Origin of the sequence: Thermus neutrinimicus (assembly GCF_022760955.1) — a bacterium.
GTDB classification, from domain to species: Bacteria; Deinococcota; Deinococci; order Deinococcales; family Thermaceae; genus Thermus; species Thermus neutrinimicus.
Genome location: NZ_JAKTNU010000009.1, coordinates 1 through 19513 on the forward strand (window position 1 = coordinate 1; position 19513 = coordinate 19513).

Consider the following 19513-nt stretch of genomic DNA (forward strand, 5'->3'; position numbering starts at 1 on the left):
AGGAAGGCGCGGAAGTCCCTTGGGGTTATGCCCTATGGAGGTTTTGACGTGTACATAGCGGTGCCACTCAACACTCGGGCCGTCCGGCCCTCCCGCCGGTCCTCCTCCAAGTCTCGCCAGGGGAGGCGGAGGTAGGGGGCCAGGACCTTGATGGCCCGGTAGACGGGGCGCACCCTGACCCGCCACACGGTGCCCCCCTTCACCGCCCCCTCCCGCTCCAGGGCCCGCCCTGAGGTCATCCAGGTCTCCCAGGCGATCCAGTGGCGGGCGTAGCGGCGGTACCGCTCATAGCGGGGGTCGTTCAGCCACCGCTCCACCGTGCGCTCGGAGACCTCCAGGGCCTGGGCCACCTCCCACTGGGGGAGGAAGACGTGGGCCTCCCGGGAGGGGTCGTGGCGGGCCCCCTCCCGGATGGCGTAGCCTACCAGGAGGCGCACCAGGCAAAAGAGGGGGCCCAGCACCTCCTTGTAGCCGTGGGCCTCTATGGTGCGCTCTGCCTTGGCCAGGAGGTCCTGCCACTTAAAGCGGCGCACCTCCCGCCAGTCGGTATTGGCCAGGGTGGGGCGCTGAGGGGGGGCAGGCTCGAGGCCGGCCCGGTCCAGGGTCCCCGAGGAAGGGGGCTCCTCCTCGGGGGCCTCCTTGGGCGTTTTAGCAGGGGTCCCGTTCCAAGAAACGCCCGCCTCCCGCTTCCGCTTCGCTTCCCAAAGGCGCAGGAGCCCCTGGGCCATGCAGGGGTTCTTTTGGGCGAGGTCTTCTATCTGCCGGCGGATGTCCTCCGGCATCTCCGGGGGGAGGTTCACGTTCATGACGACCTCCCGTTCAGAAGCTCCTCCACAGCGTTGTAGTGGATATAAATGCGCTTATTAATGCGAACATGGGGAATGAGGCCCGCGCGGATCCAGTTGTAAACGGTAAGCGGGGCAACCCCCATCGCCTGGGCAAACTCCTCGGGTTTAAGGGCAATAGGCTTTACTTCCCTTTGTTCCTTCCTTTTCTTTGGCATGGCTACCTCCCCGCAGGGCTAAAATCCGACTTATCCGTGGGAAGCCCAAGGAGGTTCTCCAGGGCCTCCCGCTCCGTGCGGCCCGTGGCCGCCCGAAGGGTCTGGTAATAGCGGTGGCGGCCAGAGGCTTCCCACCGCAAAGAACCCTCCAGCCGGTCCACCCGCAGGTCGTCAAAGTGGCTCCGCCGCAGGTCCTCAAGCTTCAGCCGCTTCATAGTCCCAACTCCCCCATCAGGCACTCCAGAGCCTCCTCCCGGGTAGCCCCGATGGCCTGGGCCACCTCCCGCCCCTCGTAGCGGGCCCGGGCCCACCACCAGCGCTCCCCGTCCCGAGGGCCCCAGATGTCCTCCACGTGCACGTCGTACCCCAGGGCCTCGAGGCGGGCCAAGGCCGCTTCGCCCGGGCGATCCGCCGGGGCGGGGCGCACCCGCACGTGCTCCACCCCGGCCAGGGCCTCGTACAGTTCCAGCTCGTTCACCAGGCGCAGGGCGTCCATGTAGGCCCGCCCTTGGGGGGTGCTCTTCTCAAACGCCGCCGCCCACCTGGCCCTTTCCCAGGCCTCCCGGGCCCGCGTGGCCTCGGGCTCCACGCCCATGCGCCAAAGGGCCAACCGCAGGCCCCGCTCCAACCGCCGGATCTGCTCGCTCAGCGTCATTCCGCCCTCCTCTCCAGCCGCAAAACGGAAGCGGGGGGCTCGGAAGCCACCCGCTCGGTCCACTCGTCCAGCCACTCCGCCTGGAAGTAAAAGCGCTTGCCCAGTCGCACGTGCCGCAGGTGGAACGGGTTTCCCGGCTTTGCCCGCACCGCCTGGTAGATGTGGTGAACCGGGATGCCCAGGTACTTCGCCGCCTCGTCAACCGTCATGAGCTTCGGCATGTTCACCTCCCGGGCACGGGGGCCATCAAAAGGGCCAGGCCCAGGATGAGCCCGGCCAACAGGCCCCCTAAAAGGTCCAAGCCCCAGCTCCAAAGCCACTTCGGAACCTTCACCGCGTACCTCCCACTGCCAGCACCACCAGCACCGCCGCCATGAGCCCCGCCAGGAAGGCCATAGCGGCGGCCAGGGCGGGCCCGGGCTGGCCGTACCGGGCCCGCACGTAGACGCCCAGCAGGGCGTAGAGGGCGAGGGCGAGGAGGAAGTAGGGGGCCGCCAGCTCAATCACGGCTACCCCCTTTTACCAATCCATTGGTATCTGCGTTCAAAAAAAGGTCCAGGTCTTGCTCCGTAATCCTGTAACCCTTGCCTAGTTTGCGGGCTCGCAACCTGCCGTTCTTTATCCATCTCAGCACGGTGATGCGGCTGACCTTAAACATGCGGGCTACCTCGTCTACCCTGTAGACCTGCATACCCACACCTTACCAGCACATTAATGATTAGTCAAGCATTGATAACGATGCGCCTAGTAAAGTGAGGGCATGCTTCTCCAATACATTGGAGGCGTGGCCGTGAGGGTTAAGTCTAGGCCGCCATGGGCCGAAGCTTTGCGCAGAAGGCGCGAAGAACTAGGCTTGACCCAAGAGCGTCTAGCAGAACTGACTGCTTTGGATGGACCGGAGCCTCTAGTCTCCCAAACCATGATTTCCGCCTTAGAAACAGGCTCCAGTTTGCCCACCAAGCTTCAAGCGGAACGCCTATTTGCTTTGCTTCGCGCCCTCCGCTGGACCCCGGAGGAGTTCGCCGAAGCCACGGGCCTGGACGTGCCCCTGGTCTACCGCCCCTCGGGGGAGCCTCGGGAGGATGTAGTCTGGGTGCCCGTGGTGGGCTCCGGCGTGGCGGGGCGGCCTTGGCCCGAGTCCGGGAGCATGCCCGTCCCCCGCCCCCTGGTACGCCCGGGCTCCGTGCTCATCCAGGTGGAAGGGGACTCCATGGACACCGGGGAGGAAGACGGCCTCCGGGACGGGGACTTGGTGCTGGTGGACCAGAACCTCAAGGACCTCCGGGAAGGCCGGGTCTACGCCGTGGAGATCATCGGGGACGGCATCACCATCAAGCGGGCCCGCAAGCTTGGCAACCGCTGGATTTTGATTTCGGACAACCCGAAAGGCCCGCTTTTGGAACCCGAGGAAGTGCGCGTGATTGGGGAGGTCTACCGGAAGATCAGCATCCGGGAGGTCAAATGAGCATCAGGACCTTTTTCTTCCTTATTGCTTTTACCCTTTCCTCCTTAGGGTTAGCGCAAGACTCCCTAGAGCAGGCTTACATGGGATACCCGCTCCTGAAATGGGCTTGCGTCAATGAGCAAAAGGAACCGCGGGTGTCTCAAGGGGTCAACACCTGCGTTCTAATGGTGAGCCCACCTCCCGGGGCCGTGGACGCGAGGGAAGTTCAGTTTGAAGCCTATGTTTCCTATAGCTACATGGTGGGGTCTGAACCCGATTGGCATTCCGAAAGTGGCGTGGACGGCCCAATAAAGGCAAGTGCTCCCTTGGTTTATGGAGAACGCCGCTTTGAGGTCTTCCGGGTGCTTAAACCTTACAAAGAAGCCCTCTTACCAATACTTCAAAGGTGGTTTGACTGGTCAAAGGCGGCAAGCTACGTAGAAGCCGCTTCCGATGCGGTTTATACCGGTTTACCCACCTCTATTCGGGACGTAGCGGCCTCCGTCCTTTTCGTCCCTCTACTTAACGCCCAGCGCAAAAGGGCTGATCCTGGCGGATCCCTCACAGTTACCCTCTGGGTACGAGTATGCGGGGTGGAGCATTGCACCCGCGCATACCGCATTCGTTTTTGATAAGGAGGCCCCCATGCCCGAACCCCAAGAGACCCAACAGCCCCAAGCCCAGATTCAGCGCCAGGCGGACCTTTACCGCGTGGCCCCCATCTTTGTCACCAGCCTGACCATCAACGTCTACGAGCATCAGATCGCCGTCATCACCTTCTTCTCGGGCATTCCTACTGATACCACCACGGGCCTGGTCTCCGAGGTGGGCATGGGCTCCTTCGCCCTCACCAAGACGCAGGCCCGGTTTCTGGCAGAAGCCCTCATGCGCTTTGCCGAAGGGGAGGTGAAGGATGAAAGTTGAGCGCCACAGCCTCCACCGCGAGACCCTAGTCCTCCGTTCCTTCACCGGGGAGACTTTCTACGAGTCGCCGCGCGTCTATACGACCGCCCTCACCAAAAGCAGGATAGGGGTGCGGTATCCTTCAAGCATGGTCACCTGGCCGAAGAGCCCCGAAGCCGCCCTGGAAGAAGGGGTGAGGCTGGCCGAACGCCTCAACCAGGAGCGGCTTGGCGGCCAGGGCAAAATCCTGGGCGTGCGCAAGAGCGTGGAGGGGGAGGATTACGCCATCTACATGGAAGTCCCCCTGGAGATCTACAAGGACCTGGACCTCACCGAAGAGATCGGCATGGAGGTCCTGAAACTCAGCGACCGCCTGGGGGTGCCCTTCTTCCTCTACTTCGTCCCGCCGGGCTACTTCGGCTAGCGTCAATGCGTCAAAGACCCCCCGAACCCGACGTGGCCCAGCACCGCCAGCAGGCCCTGCACAACGAGGGCCTGCTGAATGGAGCTTCCCTTCCGCCCGACTGGGAAGTCACCGTACGCTTCTACGCCGTAGCCCACTGGGTGAGGGCGTACCTGAAGAAGGCGCTTAAGGTGCCCTCCATAGAAAGCCACGAGCGCGCTGACCAGCTTCTAGACCAGGCCAAGGTTCAACGGACCATCCGGTCGCAGTTCAAGGAACTTCGTTGGGCTAGCGAAGACGCCCGGTATTACTGCGTGCGCCCTGATCCGCACCAACTGCAACGGCTCAGGGACATCCACGACCGCCTGAGAAGTTTCTTTGAGCCCAAAAGCCGCCCATGAAGCGCAAGCGGGGTAGGGGAGAAGGCTCCATCTTCCAGCGCAAGGACGGCCGCTGGGCCGGCTTCGTGACCCTCGGGTACACCCCGGACGGCCGCCAGCGCAAGCGGTGGGTCTACGGCCGCACCCGGAGGGAAGTGGCGGAAAAGCTGGCCCGCCTCCTCCCCAAGGCCGGGGTGGGCTGGGTGCCGGACCCTTCCGGCCTGCGCCTTGGGGACTACCTGGCCTCCTGGGTGGAGCAAAGGGCCGCCACCCGGGACCTCCGGCCCACCACTCTTCGCAACTACCACGTGTATCTGAAGCACGTGGAGCCCATCGCCCACCTGCCCCTCTCCCGCCTTAGCCCCCTCACCTTCCGCGCCTTCTTCGCCGAACTCGCCGGCTTCTCCCCCTCCCACCGCCGCCACATCTACCAATTTCTGCGGGCCGCCCTCCGGGACGCCGTGCGGGCCGACCTCCTAGACCAGAACCCCATGGACGCCGTGGACCCCCCACGGGGCGGGGCGGTCCGGCCGGCCAGGGCCTGGAAGCCCGAGGAGGTGGCCCGCTTCCTAGAAGCCTCCAAGGGGCACCGCCTTTACCCTCTCTTTGCCCTGATGCTCGCCACCGGCCTCCGGCCCGGGGAAGCCCTGGCCCTCCGGTGGGAGGACTGGGAAGGGGACGTGCTCCACGTCCGGCACACCCTGCGCCGGGACGGCACCCTGGGCCCGGCCAAGACCCCGGGGTCCCAGGCCCCCATCTACCTGGACCCGGACACCCAAGCCCTCCTCGCCTGGTGGCGGGAGCGCCTGGAGGAGGAGAAGGCTTCCACCCCGGACTGGCAGGACCACGGGCTGATGTTTCCTTCCGCCCGGGGCACCCCCCTGGAATACAACAACTTCAAGCGGGCCTTCTACGCCCTGCAGGAGAAGGCCGGGGTCTCCCGCATCACCCCCCACGGCCTCCGGCACACCTACACCTCCCTCGCCCTCCGGGCCGGCCTCCCCCCCAAAGTGGTGGCGGCAAGGTTACGCCACGCTGATCCCACCTTCACCGTCAAGGTCTACCAGCAGCTCATGGAGGAAGACCACCGCGCCGGGGCCCTCCCACTTGACACCTTGCTACACCTAAACAGCCGGAACCAACAGGCACCAGCAGGCACCAACGGCAAGCAAAAACCCCGTTCCCGCCACAAATCCCGTTCCTAACCTTCCCCCCCTTGCGGGCTGATAAGCGTAAGGTCGGTGGTTCAAGTCCACCATCGCCCACCATGGGAGGTCCCCCGGGAAGATTCCCCGGGGGTTTTTGTTGAGGCCCTTCCCAAAGGGGAGCGAGGGCGTAAGAGCTGGGATTCATGGCCTGTTAGGTTATGTAGCCCCGCCCTTCACCTTGTCCTTTGCCAAGGCTTAAAGAGGACCCTTGTCCCCAAAAGAAGGCCAAGGGCCACGAGACCGCCGTAGAGGAAGGATTCCCTGGGGAAGTGGGTGCCCAGCCACCCCGCAAAGGGGTAGGCCATAACCCACCAGAGATGGCTCCAAGCGAAATGGGCGCCGTAAACCCGCCCTTGGAGGACCTCGGGGGTGCGGTCAGCGATCAGGGCTTGTGTGGGCAGGTTGACCCAGTTTTGGCCTGCGCCAGCCAAGGCCCAGAGGAAAAGGAGCAGGTTCAGGGAGGCCCGGTCGGCAGGGAGGACCGCTAGGCTGGAAACCAAGGCGCCCAGAAAGACAAAGGTGGTACGGGGAATACGGCTTTCCCAAACGCCCATGGCCAAAGCGGCCAAGGTGGCCCCTATGCCAAAGGCAGCCATGGTCCATCCGTATTCCAACTCGCCTAGCCCTAGTTGCCCCCGTACCAAACCCACGGTGCCTACCAACACCAGTGCCCCAGACACCGCAGCCGAAAGCTCGAGGAGCAGGGCATAGCGCATGGGGCCGTCCCGCCATAGCCAAAGGGTTCCCTCTTGAACATCCCCTATGGGGTTGGCGTGGATTTTTTTTCGCTCCACCCGTAGGCTTATCGGCAGGGTAAGGATGAGGAGGGCGGAGAGCATAAAGGTTATCCCGTTTAGCAGGAAAAGGTTCCGTGCTCCCAGAAGGCCCGCCAGTGCCCCGGCTATCCCGGGGCCTAGCACCCCCAGGACCTCATAGGTAGCTCCAGATAGGGCGATGGCTTGGGCATAGTCCTTCTGTTTCATCACCTGGGGAAGCGCTGCTTGGTACGCGGGGGTGAAGAAGGCGGTGAGAGCGTTCAGGAGGAACATCAGGGCGTAGATTTGCCAGACCTCGTTTACCCAGGGCATAAGCCCCACCACCCCCATCCGGCCCAGGTCTGCACCCGCCATCAGCTTCCTCCGGTCTACCCGGTCTGCCAGGATTCCAGCCCATGGGGAGAGGAGGACAAAGGCTGTGACCCGGAGGGTCAGGGCCCCGGCCAGGATACTTGCGGACTTTGCCCCGCCTACCTCAAAGGCCAGTAGGGCCAGGCCGACCCAGGTGAAGGCGTCGCCCAGGAGGCTGGTGGTCTGGGCAGCGTACAGACGGGCAAAGAATGGGTTACGCAGGCTTTGGAGAAGGTGGGGAAGGGTTCTCATGGCTGGGCTTCGTGGTCTGGGAGGCCTAGGCGCTGGTGCTCGGCGTGGGCGAGGGCCTGGAGGAGGAGATCCCCAACAGGGCTTTGAAGGCGATAGAACACCTGGGTGCCCTGGCGGCGGGCGGCCATGACCCCCGCTCCCCGCAAAACGGCCAGGTGCCCCGAGGTGGTACTTTGGGGAAGCCGCAAGGGTTGGGCTAGGCGACCTACGCTTTCCTCTCTTTCCAGAAGACCTAAAGCTATGCGCATGCGGGTGGCTTCGGGTAGGGCGGAGAAGATCCTCTTGCTTGGCAAATGTGTTTACCCCAAGGGCAAAGCAGCATGACGCGTTCGAGGTCTTCTGCTGGGAGCTGGCTCACCCGTGGGGCTTCGTGGCGCTCCATGCGCTGATTATACGGGTATCCGGATAGGGTGCACCCCAACGGGAATGTGGCTTTCGCGTAGGAGGAGTTGGAGGCCTTGCCCCTAGACGGGAGGTAAGGGGGGCGTATAGCCTGAAGAACATGTACGAGGGGAAGATCCTCTACGAAGGCCTCACCTTTGACGACGTTCTCCTCCTCCCCGGGTACTCGGAAGTGCTACCCCGGGAGGTTTCGGTGAGGACGCGGCTCACCAAGAAGCTTCACCTCAACATCCCCATCCTCTCCGCGGCCATGGACACGGTCACCGAGGCGGATATGGCCATCGCCATGGCCCGGGAGGGGGGGCTTGGGGTGATCCACAAGAACCTGGGCATCGAGGCTCAGGCGGGCATGGTGCGCAAGGTGAAGCGCTCGGAGGCGGGGATGATCCAGGATCCCGTTACCCTGCCTCCCACCGCCACCCTCGAGGACGCCGAACGCCTCATGCGGGAGTACCGCATCGGCGGGCTTCCCGTGGTGGACCTTTACGGGAAGCTTTTGGGCCTGGTGACCAACCGCGACCTGCGCTTTGAGCGCAACCTGAAGCGGCCCGTCACCGAGGTCATGACCCCTATAGACCGCCTCATCACCGCTCCTCCCGGCACCACCCTGGAGGAGGCAGAGGAGATTCTGCGCCGGCACAAGGTGGAGAAGCTCCCCCTGGTGGACGAGGCGGGTAGGCTCAGGGGGCTTCTCACCCTTAAGGACATCGTGAAGCGCAAGCAGTACCCCAACGCCGCCAAGGATCCTCTGGGCCGGCTACTGGTGGGGGCGGCGGTGGGGGCGAGCCGCGACCTTCCCGAGAGGGCGGCGGCCTTGGTGGAGGCGGGGGTGGACGTATTGGTCCTGGACTCGGCCCACGGGCACTCCAAGGGGATCCTCGAGGCCCTCACCTACCTGAAGGAAACCTTCGGGGACAAGGTGGAGGTCATCGCCGGCAACGTGGCCACCCGGGAGGGGGCAAGGGCCCTGGCGGAGCGGGGGGCGGATGCGGTGAAGGTGGGTATCGGCCCCGGCTCCATCTGCACCACCCGGGTGGTGACCGGGGTAGGGGTGCCGCAGATCTCCGCCATCCTCGAGGCGGTGGCGGGGGTAAAGGACCTGGACGTGCCCATCATCGCCGATGGGGGCATCAAGTACACGGGGGATGTGGCCAAGGCCCTGGCGGCGGGGGCCCATTCGGTGATGCTGGGAAGCATGCTGGCGGGCACGGACGAGGCCCCGGGGGAGGAGGTGCTGAAGGACGGGCGCCGCTACAAGCTCTACCGGGGGATGGGTTCCTTGGGAGCCATGAGGCAGGGCTCCGCCGACCGCTACTTCCAGGAGCCGGGTAGGGGAGGGGAGACCGAGGCCAAGAAGCTGGTGCCCGAGGGGATCGAGGGGATGGTGCCCTATAAGGGCCCCGTGGCCGATGTCCTCTACCAGATCGTGGGAGGCCTGAGGAGCGCCATGGGCTACGTGGGGGCCCCGGATATCGAAACCTTCCGGCAAAAAGCCCGCTTCGTGCGCATGACCATGGCGGGCCTCATCGAAAGCCATCCCCACGACGTGGTGGTCATCAAGGAGGCCCCCAACTACTCCCGCTAAGGCCGTCTCGGGCTAGTCTCCAAAGAGTTTCTCAAAGGCCTCCCCGCCTCCCTTTCTGCGGGCCAGGCGGTAGGTGCCTTCCTTTTCCTCCAGCCTTCCCTCCGCCACCAGGGCCCTTAGGGTGTCCTCTAGCTCCTTTTTGGAGAAGGCCTCCCCCTCCTCGTCCAGGTAGCGCTGGATCTCCTTGAAGGTGGCAAAGCGCAGGGCTTCCACCGCCCGCATGACCCAACCCTTGCGATCCATACCACCATCCTATCCCCTTTCCCCGTGGCATCCTGGACGTGTGGACCCCTACCGGGAGTACCAGGACTACGTGGTGGCCTCGAGGATCCTCCTAGCCCTGGGGCTTTCCCGGGAGGTGCTTTCCCTGGCCCAGTATGCCCGGCTTCGCCTTAAGCGCATGGAGCTCGCCAAAAGGGGATGGCTTAGCCGCCTAGAGAGCTTGGATGAGCGCCTGCGGTATGGTTTCTTCAGCAACCCCCTAAAGCTCAAGGAGTTCCTGAAGCGCACCGCCCATGCCCCCTTTTGGGCCTCCCCCCTGGCCTTCGAGGCCCTGCTTTTCCCCGAGGAGCAGGCCCGCCTTGCCTACCCGGGGCAGGCGGGGGAGTACTACCTGGGCTGGCTCAGGCTCCCCCACCTCCTCATGGACCCCCTGGCCTTTGAGGAGGCCCCGAGGGAACAGGAGGCCCGGGCCCAGGCCCTTCCCCTCTTCCTCAACGCCTTCCACCGGGTACCCGGTCCTTGAGGCCTTGGGTCCCTTGCGCCTGGCCCTAGGCCTCCTCCTCGAGGAGGGGCAGGCGCACCCGGAAGAGGGTCAGGCCGGGTTGGCTTTCCACGGTGATCTCCCCCCCGTGGGCCTTGGCGATGGCCTGGGCGATGGCCAGGCCCAGGCCTGTGCCTCCCCCGGGGCCCCGGGCGAAGCGCTCAAAGAGGCGGGGGAGGAGGTCTTCCGGGATTCCTGGGCCATGGTCCTCCACCTCCAAAAGGGCGTTTCCCCCTTCCCGCTTGAGGCGCACCCAGACCCCTTCCCTCCCTGCGGCCCGGACCCCGTTGGCGATCAGGTTCCTGAGCATTTGCAAGAGCCGGTCCGGATCCCCCAGGACCTCCAGGGCCTCCCCCTGGAAGGCCACCCCGTACTCCCGGGCGGCCTCCTCCGCTATGGCCTTGAGGTCCACGATGTGGGGGTTCAAGGTGCGTTCCGCCTCCCCCCGGGCCAGGGAGAGGAGGTCCTCCACCAGCCGGCGCATCCTCTCCGCGGTGGCCGCCATGGTGCGGAGGGCCTCGAGGTCCTGGGGAGTCCTCCTTAGGCGGTCCAGGTGGCCGAGGAGCACGGTGAGGGGGGTCCTGAGCTCGTGGCTGGCCTCGGCCAGAAAGGCCCGCTCCTTTTCCTTGGCCTCCTTTAGGGCGAAGAGGAGGCCGTTCACCGCCTCCACCATGCGGCCGAACTCGTCCTTGGGGAGGTTTAGGGGAACGGGGTCCAGGCGCTCGGGGTTACGCCGGGCGATCTCTTTGGCGGCCTCCTCCAGGGGCCTGGCGGTGAGGCGGGCGGTGAGGTAGACCAAGGCCGTGCCCAAGGGGAAAAGGAGGAAGAAGGCCTCGAGGAGGGCTCGCCTCAAGGCCCTTTGCGCCAGGTCTATGGGGGCGGTGTCCTGGGTGAGGGCGAGAAGGCCCAAGGGGGTGCGCACCAAAGCGGCGGCGAAACCCCCCTCCCAGAGGACCTTGGGGACCTCTCCCACCCCCTTTAGGGCCTCCGGGGGGAGGCGGTGGGCCTCCTGGGTCAGGACCAGGGCCTCCCCATCCTCCGCATAGAGGTGCAGGTAAACGCCCCCGGTGGTGAGGAGGGTTCCCGTCTGCCCCTTGCGGTAGGCCTCCGCCGCCCGTTTGGCATCCTCTAGGAGGGTGGCCTCGAGGTGGCCTCTAAGGGCCCGGTCCACCCCCTGCCCCGCCAGGTACAGGGCCCCCACCAAAAAGAGGAGCCAGAGAAGGCTGAAGGAGAGGAAAAGCCGAAGCCGGAAGGACATGGGGCCAGGTTAGGTGTTCTCGGTTACCTCCTCGCCTCTTCCCGGGCGGACCGCATACCCTAGGCCCCGCACCGTGCGCAGGTAACCGTAGGCCCCGGCTTCCCTTAGCTTTGCCCGGAGGTTGGCCACGTGGACGTCCAGGACGTTGGAATCCCGGCCCAAGGGTTTGCCCCAGACCTTTTCCTCGATCTCCTGCCGGGGAAACACCCGTCCGGGACGGCTCATGAGCAGGAAAAGGAGCTCAAACTCCTTGGGGGAAAGCCGTACCTCCTTCTCCCCGAAGAAGACCTGCCGCCTCTTGGGGTAGAGCTCCAGGCGCCCCACGCTCAGGACCTCGCTCCCCTCCTTATGCCTCAGCTGCACCTGGATCCGGGCCAGGAGTTCGGCGGGGTGGAAGGGCTTCACCAGGTAGTCGTCGGCCCCGTCGGAAAGAAGGCCCACCTTGCGCTCCACGGCGTCCTGGGCGGTGAGGACCAGGATGGGGGTATCGTCGGTGGCCCGGATCCGCCGGGCCACCTCGGCCCCGTCCAGGTCCGGAAGGCCAAGATCCAGGACCACCAGGTCAGGCTTCCGTTCGCGGTGCTTCACCAGGCCTTCCATGCCGCTTTTGGCCCATTCCACGGCGAAGCCCGCCTCCTTGAGCTCCAGCTCCACCAGACGGGCCACCTCCGCATCGTCCTCGATGAGCAGGATGCGCTTCATGGCCAGAGCCTTTCCGGAGGGGCGAGGCCATAGACCTCCTTGAGGAGCCTTAGGAGGCTCACCCGCTCCTTGTCCTGCAGGAGGAGCACATCTCCGCGGTCGGCCACCCCGGGGAAGGTGCGGGGCTTCTCCCCTGGGAGCACCAGAAGGAGTTGCACCTCCTGGCCCACCCTGGGGGGCACGGGGGCGGAAAGGGGGATCAGCCTTTTGCCCTCCACCCGCCAAGCCCCGTGCAGGATGCGCAGGTCCTGGGAGAAAAGCCTCAGCTCTGTGCCTGGGGGGAGTCCAGGCCCCAGGAGGGGAGGGAGGGCGGCCGACACCAGCCCCAGGAAGAGGAGAAGGGGGGCCAGGGGACGCATCGCCTTCCATTCTACGCCGGAGGCCCGGCCCTTCGTGGGAGGGAGGTTAAGGAGCCTGAAGGTTTTTCCGGGAGGAGGAAGCCCGCGGAAACCACGTACTTGAGGGCGTCCTCCACGCTGATCTCCAGGGGGATGACCTCCTCCGTGGGTACCAGGATCACCATGCCGCTGGCGGGCACAGGGCTCGTGGGCACCAAGACGGCGGTGTACCCTTCCGGCAAGGGGGGAAGGCGGCCATCCACCGGTTGCACCACGAAGCAGAGGACGTAAAGCCCTCTCCTGGGGTACTCGATGACCGCTGCCCGGCTGAACTTCACCTCCTGGTGGCCGAAGAGGGTGTGGGTGATCTGCTGCACCGCCTTGTAGATGTCCCGCACGATGGGGAAAAGGAGGAGGGAGCGCTCCAGGGAGACGATGAGCCTTCGCCCCAGGTAGTTCTCCGCCACGGTGCCCACCAGGTAGATGAGCACCCCCGCCAGGAAGAGGCCCACGAAGGGTAGCAAGGGTTGGTAGGTCCGGGGTACCTCGAGGTCCAAAAGGCGCAGGAAGCCTTGGATGTAGCCCCCGGAGTAGGTGTAGACCCAGGCCAGGAAGTAGAGGGTGACCAGAAGGGGAAGAAGGGTGACGAGCCCGGTGAGAAACCTCTGGCGCAGGCGCATGAACCTTAGTTTACGGGAAGGGGGGACCGCCTGGGCCTCCCCAGGACGAGGCCGGGGGCCCCAACCGGGCTTGGCCCGGTTGGGGTGGCATGGCTAGCGCCCGTCTCCCCGGCTTTGCGCCAGCTCCTTGAGGCCCTTGATGTCCTTCAGGATGATCTTGCCGTAGCCGGAGCGGATGTAGCCTTCCCGGGTAAGCTCCCCGATCACCTTGGTCACGGTTTCCCGCACGCTCCCCACCGCTGCCGCCAGCTCGTCGTGGGTGGCGCGGAGGACCAAGCCCTCGGGCTCCTCGTGGGCCAAGGGGGTCTGGGCCAGCTCCAGGAGGCTTGCGGCCATGCGGTTTTTCAGGCGCTGGGTGGCCAGGCGCTCAATGCGCCGGTAGGACTCGGAAAGGGCCTGGGCCAGGCCCTGGAGCACCTGGCGGATCTCCTCGGGATGGGGCTCCTTGGGGAGGGGTTCTGCCACCACCTCGGTCACTGCCTCGGCGAAGTAGCTTCGCTCCATACCCGCCAAGGCCTCCTCCCCAAAGTACCCCCCGGGGCGGACCAGGCGCAGGGTGAGGGCGTTGCCCTCCTCGTCCACCGCCTCGAGGCGCACGAGCCCCTGGAGCACCCGAAAGACCCGGTCCCGGGGCCCCGGCGCCCCCGGGTACAGGATGACCTCGCCGGGCTTGAAGGTTACGGTTTCGCGGGCCTGGGTCATGGCTGCCTCCTTGCCCCTAGGCTAGCACGCCCTCGCGGTTTTGTAAACCTTTAGGTTACAAAAATCGCCCCCGGTCAGGGTTTCTGCAAGGGACGCCTCCTCGCCACGGGGAGGAGCCGGTCCGTGGCGATCTCGGCTTCCCTTCCCTCCCGTCTGGCCTTCTCCCTCTCCAGCTCCGCCCAGAGGAGGGCCATCTCCCACACGGCCTCAAGCCGCTCCTCCAGGGGAAGGCTCTGCCACTCCTCCCGGTCGTCCCTGGGGGTTTCCAGGGAAAACCTGCGGGCGATGGGCCGGATTTTTCTCATAGCCCCTCCAGATCGCGCAGATCTAAAGGGCGTCCAAAGTCCCTCTTTAGGGTTTTGAAATCCTCGGGGTGGACCACGTACACCAAGGCTCGGAGGAAGTCCAGCATGTCAGGGGTCACCGCGTGTTCTCCCTGAGCCACTGCAGGTAGGGCCCATGCCCCTCGGCGATGGGCAGGGCCACGATCTCGGGGACGGTGTAGGGGTGGAGGGAGAGAACCCGTTCCTTGAGGCGGGGGAAGGCGAAGGTGGTGGTCTTGACGATGAGGAGGACCTCCCGGTCCTCCACCACCTCCCCCTGCCAGCGGTAGACGGAGGTGAGGCCCGGCACCAGGTTCACGCAGGCGGCCAGACCCTCCTCCACCAGGGTGCGGGCCAGGGTGCGGCCCACCTCCTCGCTGGGAGCGGTGATCAGGACCACCTCCTCCATCACTGCTCCTCCTCCACGGCGAAGGCGCTCACCACCTCGTCGTCCTCGGGTAGGTTCATCACCTTGACCCCAGCGGTGTCCCGGGAGTACTGGCGGATGTCGGCCACGGGGGTGCGGATGGCCAGGCCCTTCTTGGAAAGGACCAGGAGGTCCTCCATGCCCCGCACCTTGAGGAGGGCGGCCAAGCGGCCCACCTTGGCGGAAACCCTGTAGGTGATCACCCCCATACCTCCCCGGCCCTGCAGGGGGTACTCGGCGAGGGGAGTGCGCTTGCCGTAGCCCCGGGTGCTCACCGCCAGGAGGTCCACCATCTCCCCAGGCTTCACCGTTACCAGGGAGACCACCCGGTCCCCCGGCTTTTTGAAGCGGATCCCCGTCACCCCCTGGCTGTCCCGGCCCGTGGCCCTCACCTCCTGTAGGGCGAAGCGGATGGCCTGCCCCTCCTCCGTGGCCAAAATGGCCTCGTCCTCGGGGTCGGAAAGGGCTACCCCGATGAGCCGGTCCCCTTCCAGGAGGCGGATGGCGATGAGCCCCGCCGCCCCCAGGTTCTGGTACTCCCTCAAGGGGGTGCGCTTCACCAGGCCCCGTTCCGTGGCGAAGACCAGGTAGCCCTCCCCGTCCAGACCCCTTACGGAAAGCAAAGCGGCCACCACCTCCTCCTCGGCCAGGGGCAGGAGGGCCTTCACGTGCACCCCCCGGGCCTGGCGGCCCATCTCCGGTAGCTCGTAGACCTTCAGGCGGTAGACCCGGCCCCGGTTGCTGAAGAGGAGGAGGTCCTCATGGGCCTGGGCCACGAAGACCTGGATGGCCTCGTCGTCCTCCTTGGCCTTGCCGGCGATGAGTCCCTTCCCCCCCCGCCCCTGGGCCCGGTAGCTCTCCAAGGGGAGGCGCTTTAGGAAGCCCTGGGCGGTGAGGGTGATGACCATGGGCTCGTCCTCTATGAGGTCTTCGGGGTTGAAGCTTTCCTCGAACTCGGTGATCAGCGTGCGCCGGGTATCCCCGTACCTCTCCTTGACCCTGAGGAGGTCCTTCTTGACCTCGGCCCAAAGCCGCCCTTCCTCCTCGAGGATCGCCTTAAGCCGGGCGATCTCCTCCATGAGTTCCCGGTACTCCTCCAAAAGCTTTTCCCGCTCCAGGGCCACCAGGCGTTGCAGGCGCATGTCCAAGATGGCCTGGGCCTGGATTTCGCTGAGGCCGAAGCGCTCCATGAGCCCTTTTCGGGCCTCGCCCGCATCCTGGGAGGCCCGGATCAAGGCGATGACCTCGTCGATGTGGTCCAGGGCGATGAGGAGGCCCTCGAGGACGTGGGCCCGCTCCTCGGCCTTCTTGAGGTCGAAGAGGCTCCGCCGGCGCACCACCTCCTTGCGGTGGTCCAGGTAGTGGCGCATGAGGGAGAGGAGGGGGAGGACCTTGGGTTCCCCGTTCACGATGGCCAGGAGGTTCACCGTGAAGGAGGTCTGTAGGGCGGTGTGCTTGTAGAGCTGGTTCAGGACCACCTGGGGGCTTGCCCCCCGCTTGAGTTCTATGGCGATGCGCAGGCCCTGGCGGTCGGACTCGTCCCTCAGGGCCACGATGTCCTCGATCTTCTTGGCCTTGACCAGGGCGGCGATCTGGGCGATGAGCCCCGCCTTGTTGACCTGGTAGGGGATTTCCGTGACCACCAGCATGGGCCTTTGGCCCTTTTCCTCGATGCGTACCTTGGCCCGCACCTTCAGGCTTCCCCGCCCCGTGGCGTAGGCTTCCTGGATGCCTTTCCGGGAGAGTTTTCCCCCGGTGGGGAAGTCGGGGCCGGGCAGGTGGCGCATGACCTCCTCGAGGGTGATCCCGGGGTTGTCGATCATGGCCACCAAGGCGTCCACCACCTCGGAGAGGTTGTGTGGGGGGAGGCTGGTGGCCATCCCCACGGCGATGCCGCTCGCCCCGTTCACCAGGAGGTTGGGGATGGCGGAGGGGAGGACCTCGGGCTCCTTGAGGGAGCCGTCGTAGTTGGGGCGGAAGTCCACGGTCTCCTTGTCAATGTCCAGAAGCATCTCCGCCCCCAGGGGGGAGAGCCTGGCCTCGGTGTAGCGCTGGGCCGCCGGGGGGTCCCCGTCTAGGGAGCCGAAGTTTCCTTGGCCATCCACCAAGGGATAGCGCAGGTTCCAGGGCTGGGCCAGACGGGCTAAGGCGTCGTAGATGGCCGCGTCCCCGTGGGGGTGGTACTTACCCATGACCTCGCCCACGATCTTGGCGCTTTTCACGTGCTTGCGACCCGGTAAGACCCCCTCCTGGTAGGCGCCGAAGAGGATCCGCCTCTGAACCGGCTTGAGCCCGTCCCGCACGTCGGGCAGAGCCCGGTCCACGATGACGGACATGGCGTAGTTGATGAAACTCTGTTTAAGTTCCTCGGTGATCTCTACAGGCAGAACCTGGGACATAGCGCTCCTTGGGCGTTTCCGCCTCCTTTAAGTATAGCATTTTTCCCGCTGGGGCCTTAAGGGGCCCCCACCTCGAGGACCTCTGCCAGGTAGACCAGGGCCAGCTTATAGGAAAGCACCCCAAAGCCGGAGATGATGCCCCGGCAGGCTCCCGCGGTGACCGAGTGCTGGCGGAAGGGCTCGCGGGCGTGGAGGTTGGAGAGGTGCACCTCCACCGCGGGAAGGGGCTGGGCCCTTAGGGCGTCCAGGAGGGCGTAGGAGTAATGGGTGAGGGCTCCGGGGTTAAGGATGAGGGCCAAAAACCCCTCCCGGTGGGCTTGCTGCACCCATTCTATCAGCTGGCCCTCGTAGTTGCTCTGGCGGAAGGCCACTCCTAGGCCCAGCTCCGCTCCCCAGGCCTCGCAAAGGGCTTCCAGTTCCTCGAGGGTGGTGCGCCCGTACACCTCGGGCTCCCGCTGGCCCAGAAGGTTCAGGTTGGGTCCGTTTAGGATCAGCACCATAGGGGCTCCTTTTGCCCTAGGATACCCTTTGTGCGGCACCTGTGGCTTGCCTTGGTGCTGGCCTGGGGAGGGCTAGGGGCATGGGCGGAGAGCCTCTGGGCCCTGACCCATAGCGTGGCTCCCGGGGAGACCCTTTACGCCATCGCCCGCCGTTACGGCACCACGGTGGAGGAGCTAGCCCGGATCAATGGGCTCAAGGACCCCAACCGCCTCCGGGTGGGCCAGGTGCTCCGGGTGCGCCCCGGGGTGGAGGTGGCCCTGCCCAGGGGAAGCCTGGTCTATGTTCCCCCCGTCCAGGGCCAGGCCTTTGCCCTTTGGGTGGGGGGGTATACCTGGGGGTATGCGGAGTTCTTGGGGGTGCGCTACCCCCTGGTGCCCCGGGGAAAGGGCCTGTGGGCCCTTCTGGGGGTGGGGGCCCTGGTGGAGCCCAAGGAGTATCCCTTACGCCTGGTCCTCGAGGGGGAGGAAACCTTCCTTGCCCTCCAGGTGGCCCGGGGAGGCTACGGGCAGGAAACCCTGGCCTTAAGCCCTTCCCTGGAGAGCCTGCTCCAGGACCCCGGCCTGAAGGCGGAGCGGGAGAAGGTGGTGGGGGCCTGCCCGAGGGAGGGGCCCTTGACCTTTTCCCGCTTCCTGAAGCCCCTGGAGGGTGGGCGCATCACCAGCGCCTTCGGTACCCGTAGGCGCTACGGCACCCTTTTCACCTCCTACCACGAGGGCCTGGACTTCGCTGCCCCTGAGGGTACCCCGGTGCGGGCGGTGGCCGAGGGGGTGGTGGTGCTTTCGGAGAGGCTACGGGTGCGGGGGGAGGCGGTGGTCCTGAGCCATGGGATGGGGCTTTGCACGGGATACTGGCACCTTGCGGAGAGAAGGGTGAGGGTGGGGGAGAGGGTGAGGGGGGGCCAGGTGGTGGGCCTTTTGGGGAGCACCGGGCTTTCCACCGGGCCGCACCTGCACCTCGAGGTGCGCCTTTTCGGCATCCCCGTGGACCCCGCTCCCTTCTTCCAGGGCCTCCCCCTACCCTAGTTGCAGGAGGGAAAGGACCTCCACGTGGTGGGTGAAGGGGAAGAAGTCGTAGGGCCGGGCAAAGGCCAGGCGGTAGCCACCCCCCACCAGCTCCCCCACGTCCCGGGCCCAGGTGGCCGGGTCGCAGGCCACGTAGAGGATCTCCTTGGGCTTGGACTCCAAAAGGTAGGCCCTCACCTCGGGGGAAAGGCCGCTGCGGGGCGGGTCCAGGACCACCAGGTCAAAGTTCCCGAGATTCCTGGCCTCCTTGGCGTCCCCCCGGTGGAAGCGCACGTTTTCCATGCCAAGCCGCCTCCGGTCCGCCTCGCCCCGGCGCACCGCCTCCTTGCTGATCTCCACCGCCACCACCTCCTGGAAGCGGGGGGCCAGGAGGAGGGAGAAGAGGCCGCTTCCCGCATAGAGCTCCAGGGCCCGCTTCCCGCCCGAAACCAGGTTCAGGGCTTCCTCCAGGAGTCTTCCCATGGCCAAGGGGTTCACCTGGCTGAAGCTTTCCACGCTCACCGTGGCCGTGAGGGGGCCGAACCGCTCCAGTAGGGTCCTTTCCCCGTAAAGGGGCTGGACCCTTCCCCGGAACCGGCCCCTGGGGGAGGGTTCGGCCCAGACCACCCCGGCAAACCCCTCCCGCACCAGGGCCTTGGCGGGGCCCTTGAGGTTTTCCGGGCTTCCCCCGATGAGGCCGAGGAGGACCCGGCCCTCGAGGAGGCTTCCCCTTAGGGCCACCTCCTCCACGGGTAGGGGCCAGGTCTTGAGAAGGGAGAAGGCCCAGGCCAAGGGCTCGGCCAGGAGGGGGTCCTCCTCCAGCCTTAAAAGCTTTTGGGTTTCCGGCAGGCGGTAGGCCAGGCCCCCCAGGGGGTGGCGGGCGTACTGGGCAGCGGTACGGTAGCCCAGGGGTTTGGGAGAAGGGTGGATGGGGGCCAGGGAATGGGAGAGCCTGGCGATGCGCACAAGGGCATCCTGCACCAGGCCCTCCTTCAGGGGGAGCTGGCTTTCGTAGGCCAGGGGCAGATCGGCGGAAGGGGGGAGGGGATGGGGGTAG

General features: G+C 65.8%; 29 protein-coding genes. 9 read left to right on the top strand and 20 right to left on the bottom strand.

The window, feature by feature from the left end; all coding sequences use genetic code 11:
- Positions 1–32: 32 nt before the first annotated feature.
- From L0C59_RS06730 to L0C59_RS06760, 7 genes are all read right to left on the bottom strand, one after another.
- Entirely contained in the window at positions 33–806 is a 774-nt protein-coding gene (locus tag L0C59_RS06730) for a hypothetical protein (RefSeq protein ID WP_243090564.1), read from the bottom strand.
- Positions 803–1003, bottom strand: a complete 201-nt coding sequence (locus tag L0C59_RS06735; RefSeq protein ID WP_243090565.1) for a helix-turn-helix domain-containing protein — start codon at positions 1001–1003, stop codon at positions 803–805. Before L0C59_RS06735 ends, L0C59_RS06730 begins: the two co-directional genes overlap by 4 nt.
- A 2-nt stretch (positions 1004–1005) precedes the next feature.
- Complete coding sequence (locus tag L0C59_RS06740) at positions 1006–1218, bottom strand: hypothetical protein (RefSeq protein WP_243090566.1); 213 nt, start codon at positions 1216–1218, stop codon at positions 1006–1008.
- Entirely contained in the window at positions 1215–1658 is a 444-nt protein-coding gene (locus tag L0C59_RS06745; protein WP_243090567.1) for a hypothetical protein, read from the bottom strand. Before L0C59_RS06745 ends, L0C59_RS06740 begins: the two co-directional genes overlap by 4 nt.
- On the bottom strand, positions 1655–1879 hold the full coding sequence (locus L0C59_RS06750) for a helix-turn-helix domain-containing protein (RefSeq protein ID WP_243090568.1): 225 nt from the start codon (positions 1877–1879) through the stop codon (positions 1655–1657). Before L0C59_RS06750 ends, L0C59_RS06745 begins: the two co-directional genes overlap by 4 nt.
- A gap of 109 nt (positions 1880–1988) precedes the next feature.
- Positions 1989–2165, bottom strand: coding sequence for a hypothetical protein (locus L0C59_RS06755; protein WP_243090569.1), 177 nt, complete (start codon positions 2163–2165; stop codon positions 1989–1991).
- Positions 2158–2349, bottom strand: a complete 192-nt coding sequence (locus L0C59_RS06760) for a helix-turn-helix domain-containing protein (RefSeq protein WP_039459759.1) — start codon at positions 2347–2349, stop codon at positions 2158–2160. The genes L0C59_RS06755 and L0C59_RS06760 overlap by 8 nt, the downstream gene beginning before the upstream one ends.
- Positions 2350–2418: 69 nt before the next feature.
- On the opposite strand from L0C59_RS06760, the gene L0C59_RS06765 reads away from it, so the two are divergent.
- The 6 genes from L0C59_RS06765 (at position 2419) to L0C59_RS06790 (ending at position 5993) form a co-directional block, all read left to right on the top strand.
- Positions 2419–3123 (top strand): XRE family transcriptional regulator, encoded by a 705-nt coding sequence (locus L0C59_RS06765; protein ID WP_243090571.1) that lies wholly within the window; start codon positions 2419–2421, stop codon positions 3121–3123.
- Positions 3120–3734, top strand: coding sequence for a hypothetical protein (locus L0C59_RS06770; RefSeq protein WP_243090573.1), 615 nt, complete (start codon positions 3120–3122; stop codon positions 3732–3734). Before L0C59_RS06765 ends, L0C59_RS06770 begins: the two co-directional genes overlap by 4 nt.
- 13 nt (positions 3735–3747) lie before the next feature.
- Positions 3748–4026 (top strand): hypothetical protein, encoded by a 279-nt coding sequence (locus L0C59_RS06775; RefSeq protein ID WP_243090575.1) that lies wholly within the window; start codon positions 3748–3750, stop codon positions 4024–4026.
- Between the two features lie 127 nt (positions 4027–4153).
- Positions 4154–4429 (top strand): hypothetical protein, encoded by a 276-nt coding sequence (locus L0C59_RS06780; protein ID WP_243090577.1) that lies wholly within the window; start codon positions 4154–4156, stop codon positions 4427–4429.
- 5 nt (positions 4430–4434) lie between these two features.
- Positions 4435–4809, top strand: a complete 375-nt coding sequence (locus L0C59_RS06785; protein WP_243090578.1) for a hypothetical protein — start codon at positions 4435–4437, stop codon at positions 4807–4809.
- Positions 4806–5993 (top strand): tyrosine-type recombinase/integrase, encoded by a 1188-nt coding sequence (locus L0C59_RS06790; protein ID WP_243090580.1) that lies wholly within the window; start codon positions 4806–4808, stop codon positions 5991–5993. Before L0C59_RS06785 ends, L0C59_RS06790 begins: the two co-directional genes overlap by 4 nt.
- A 176-nt stretch (positions 5994–6169) precedes the next feature.
- Here L0C59_RS06790 and L0C59_RS06795 read toward each other — a convergent pair whose 3' ends face one another.
- Together L0C59_RS06795 and L0C59_RS06800 are read right to left on the bottom strand one after the other, a co-directional pair.
- Complete coding sequence (locus tag L0C59_RS06795; protein WP_243090582.1) at positions 6170–7375, bottom strand: MFS transporter; 1206 nt, start codon at positions 7373–7375, stop codon at positions 6170–6172.
- Positions 7372–7623, bottom strand: coding sequence for an ArsR/SmtB family transcription factor (locus tag L0C59_RS06800; RefSeq protein ID WP_243090583.1), 252 nt, complete (start codon positions 7621–7623; stop codon positions 7372–7374). The genes L0C59_RS06795 and L0C59_RS06800 overlap by 4 nt, the downstream gene beginning before the upstream one ends.
- Positions 7624–7877: 254 nt before the next feature.
- Here L0C59_RS06800 and guaB point away from each other — a divergent pair, with 254 nt between their 5' ends.
- The gene (gene guaB, locus L0C59_RS06805; protein WP_243090585.1) at positions 7878–9362 is read left to right on the top strand and encodes an IMP dehydrogenase; all 1485 of its coding nucleotides are present in this window, start codon (positions 7878–7880) and stop codon (positions 9360–9362) included.
- 12 nt (positions 9363–9374) lie between these two features.
- Here guaB and L0C59_RS06810 read toward each other — a convergent pair whose 3' ends face one another.
- Positions 9375–9605, bottom strand: a complete 231-nt coding sequence (locus L0C59_RS06810; RefSeq protein ID WP_243090587.1) for a hypothetical protein — start codon at positions 9603–9605, stop codon at positions 9375–9377.
- Positions 9606–9645: 40 nt separating this feature from the next.
- On the opposite strand from L0C59_RS06810, the gene L0C59_RS06815 reads away from it, so the two are divergent.
- Positions 9646–10107 (top strand): hypothetical protein, encoded by a 462-nt coding sequence (locus L0C59_RS06815; RefSeq protein WP_243090589.1) that lies wholly within the window; start codon positions 9646–9648, stop codon positions 10105–10107.
- A gap of 25 nt (positions 10108–10132) precedes the next feature.
- On the opposite strand, the gene L0C59_RS06820 is transcribed toward L0C59_RS06815, so the two are convergent.
- The 9 genes from L0C59_RS06820 to aroQ all read right to left on the bottom strand — a co-directional run bounded on the left by L0C59_RS06820 (position 10133) and on the right by aroQ (position 17454).
- A complete protein-coding gene (locus L0C59_RS06820; protein ID WP_243090591.1) occupies positions 10133–11383 on the bottom strand; it encodes a sensor histidine kinase in 1251 nt (416 codons plus the stop codon).
- A gap of 9 nt (positions 11384–11392) precedes the next feature.
- Positions 11393–12085, bottom strand: a complete 693-nt coding sequence (locus L0C59_RS06825) for a response regulator transcription factor (protein ID WP_243090593.1) — start codon at positions 12083–12085, stop codon at positions 11393–11395.
- Positions 12082–12444: a hypothetical protein gene (locus L0C59_RS06830; RefSeq protein WP_243090594.1), complete on the bottom strand. Its 363-nt coding sequence runs from the start codon at positions 12442–12444 to the stop codon at positions 12082–12084. The genes L0C59_RS06825 and L0C59_RS06830 overlap by 4 nt, the downstream gene beginning before the upstream one ends.
- Positions 12445–12455: 11 nt before the next feature.
- Complete coding sequence (locus tag L0C59_RS06835) at positions 12456–13103, bottom strand: DUF502 domain-containing protein (protein WP_243090596.1); 648 nt, start codon at positions 13101–13103, stop codon at positions 12456–12458.
- 93 nt (positions 13104–13196) lie between these two features.
- Entirely contained in the window at positions 13197–13805 is a 609-nt protein-coding gene (locus tag L0C59_RS06840; RefSeq protein WP_243090598.1) for a helix-turn-helix domain-containing protein, read from the bottom strand.
- A gap of 74 nt (positions 13806–13879) precedes the next feature.
- Positions 13880–14110 (bottom strand): hypothetical protein, encoded by a 231-nt coding sequence (locus L0C59_RS06845; RefSeq protein ID WP_243090599.1) that lies wholly within the window; start codon positions 14108–14110, stop codon positions 13880–13882.
- Between the two features lie 115 nt (positions 14111–14225).
- On the bottom strand, positions 14226–14537 hold the full coding sequence (gene cutA, locus L0C59_RS06850) for a divalent-cation tolerance protein CutA (RefSeq protein ID WP_243090600.1): 312 nt from the start codon (positions 14535–14537) through the stop codon (positions 14226–14228).
- Entirely contained in the window at positions 14537–16954 is a 2418-nt protein-coding gene (gyrA, locus tag L0C59_RS06855; RefSeq protein WP_243090601.1) for a DNA gyrase subunit A, read from the bottom strand. Before gyrA ends, cutA begins: the two co-directional genes overlap by 1 nt.
- Before the next feature lie 56 nt (positions 16955–17010).
- Positions 17011–17454, bottom strand: a complete 444-nt coding sequence (aroQ, locus tag L0C59_RS06860) for a type II 3-dehydroquinate dehydratase (protein WP_243090602.1) — start codon at positions 17452–17454, stop codon at positions 17011–17013.
- A gap of 30 nt (positions 17455–17484) precedes the next feature.
- Between aroQ and L0C59_RS06865 the strand changes: the two genes are divergently transcribed.
- A complete protein-coding gene (locus L0C59_RS06865; RefSeq protein ID WP_423247926.1) occupies positions 17485–18477 on the top strand; it encodes a peptidoglycan DD-metalloendopeptidase family protein in 993 nt (330 codons plus the stop codon).
- Here the strand turns inward: L0C59_RS06865 and L0C59_RS06870 are convergent.
- Positions 18469–19513 (bottom strand): class I SAM-dependent RNA methyltransferase (locus tag L0C59_RS06870; RefSeq protein ID WP_243090603.1); only part of this gene is annotated, 1045 nt, incomplete at its 5' end. The genes L0C59_RS06865 and L0C59_RS06870 overlap by 9 nt on opposite strands.

Bases quoted from the DNA above. Each gene is read 5' to 3' on its own strand.
- L0C59_RS06740 (WP_243090566.1), bottom strand. From the start codon at position 1,218: ATGAAGCGGCTGAAGCTTGAGGACCTGCGGCGGAGCCACTTTGACGAC.
- L0C59_RS06770 (WP_243090573.1), top strand. From the start codon at position 3,120: ATGAGCATCAGGACCTTTTTCTTCCTTATTGCTTTTACCCTTTCCTCC.
- L0C59_RS06820 (WP_243090591.1), bottom strand. From the start codon at position 11,383: ATGTCCTTCCGGCTTCGGCTTTTCCTCTCCTTCAGCCTTCTCTGGCTC.
- L0C59_RS06765 (WP_243090571.1), top strand. From the start codon at position 2,419: ATGCTTCTCCAATACATTGGAGGCGTGGCCGTGAGGGTTAAGTCTAGG.
- aroQ (WP_243090602.1), bottom strand. From the start codon at position 17,454: ATGGTGCTGATCCTAAACGGACCCAACCTGAACCTTCTGGGCCAGCGG.
- gyrA (WP_243090601.1), bottom strand. From the start codon at position 16,954: ATGTCCCAGGTTCTGCCTGTAGAGATCACCGAGGAACTTAAACAGAGT.
- L0C59_RS06800 (WP_243090583.1), bottom strand. From the start codon at position 7,623: ATGCGCATAGCTTTAGGTCTTCTGGAAAGAGAGGAAAGCGTAGGTCGC.
- L0C59_RS06840 (WP_243090598.1), bottom strand. From the start codon at position 13,805: ATGACCCAGGCCCGCGAAACCGTAACCTTCAAGCCCGGCGAGGTCATC.
- L0C59_RS06775 (WP_243090575.1), top strand. From the start codon at position 3,748: ATGCCCGAACCCCAAGAGACCCAACAGCCCCAAGCCCAGATTCAGCGC.
- L0C59_RS06730 (WP_243090564.1), bottom strand. From the start codon at position 806: ATGAACGTGAACCTCCCCCCGGAGATGCCGGAGGACATCCGCCGGCAG.
- L0C59_RS06750 (WP_243090568.1), bottom strand. From the start codon at position 1,879: ATGCCGAAGCTCATGACGGTTGACGAGGCGGCGAAGTACCTGGGCATC.
- L0C59_RS06795 (WP_243090582.1), bottom strand. From the start codon at position 7,375: ATGAGAACCCTTCCCCACCTTCTCCAAAGCCTGCGTAACCCATTCTTT.
- L0C59_RS06835 (WP_243090596.1), bottom strand. From the start codon at position 13,103: ATGCGCCTGCGCCAGAGGTTTCTCACCGGGCTCGTCACCCTTCTTCCC.
- L0C59_RS06735 (WP_243090565.1), bottom strand. From the start codon at position 1,003: ATGCCAAAGAAAAGGAAGGAACAAAGGGAAGTAAAGCCTATTGCCCTT.
- L0C59_RS06745 (WP_243090567.1), bottom strand. From the start codon at position 1,658: ATGACGCTGAGCGAGCAGATCCGGCGGTTGGAGCGGGGCCTGCGGTTG.
- L0C59_RS06790 (WP_243090580.1), top strand. From the start codon at position 4,806: ATGAAGCGCAAGCGGGGTAGGGGAGAAGGCTCCATCTTCCAGCGCAAG.
- L0C59_RS06830 (WP_243090594.1), bottom strand. From the start codon at position 12,444: ATGCGTCCCCTGGCCCCCCTTCTCCTCTTCCTGGGGCTGGTGTCGGCC.
- L0C59_RS06785 (WP_243090578.1), top strand. From the start codon at position 4,435: ATGCGTCAAAGACCCCCCGAACCCGACGTGGCCCAGCACCGCCAGCAG.
- L0C59_RS06845 (WP_243090599.1), bottom strand. From the start codon at position 14,110: ATGAGAAAAATCCGGCCCATCGCCCGCAGGTTTTCCCTGGAAACCCCC.
- L0C59_RS06760 (WP_039459759.1), bottom strand. From the start codon at position 2,349: ATGCAGGTCTACAGGGTAGACGAGGTAGCCCGCATGTTTAAGGTCAGC.
- L0C59_RS06780 (WP_243090577.1), top strand. From the start codon at position 4,154: ATGGTCACCTGGCCGAAGAGCCCCGAAGCCGCCCTGGAAGAAGGGGTG.
- L0C59_RS06825 (WP_243090593.1), bottom strand. From the start codon at position 12,085: ATGAAGCGCATCCTGCTCATCGAGGACGATGCGGAGGTGGCCCGTCTG.
- cutA (WP_243090600.1), bottom strand. From the start codon at position 14,537: ATGGAGGAGGTGGTCCTGATCACCGCTCCCAGCGAGGAGGTGGGCCGC.
- guaB (WP_243090585.1), top strand. From the start codon at position 7,878: ATGTACGAGGGGAAGATCCTCTACGAAGGCCTCACCTTTGACGACGTT.
- L0C59_RS06810 (WP_243090587.1), bottom strand. From the start codon at position 9,605: ATGGATCGCAAGGGTTGGGTCATGCGGGCGGTGGAAGCCCTGCGCTTT.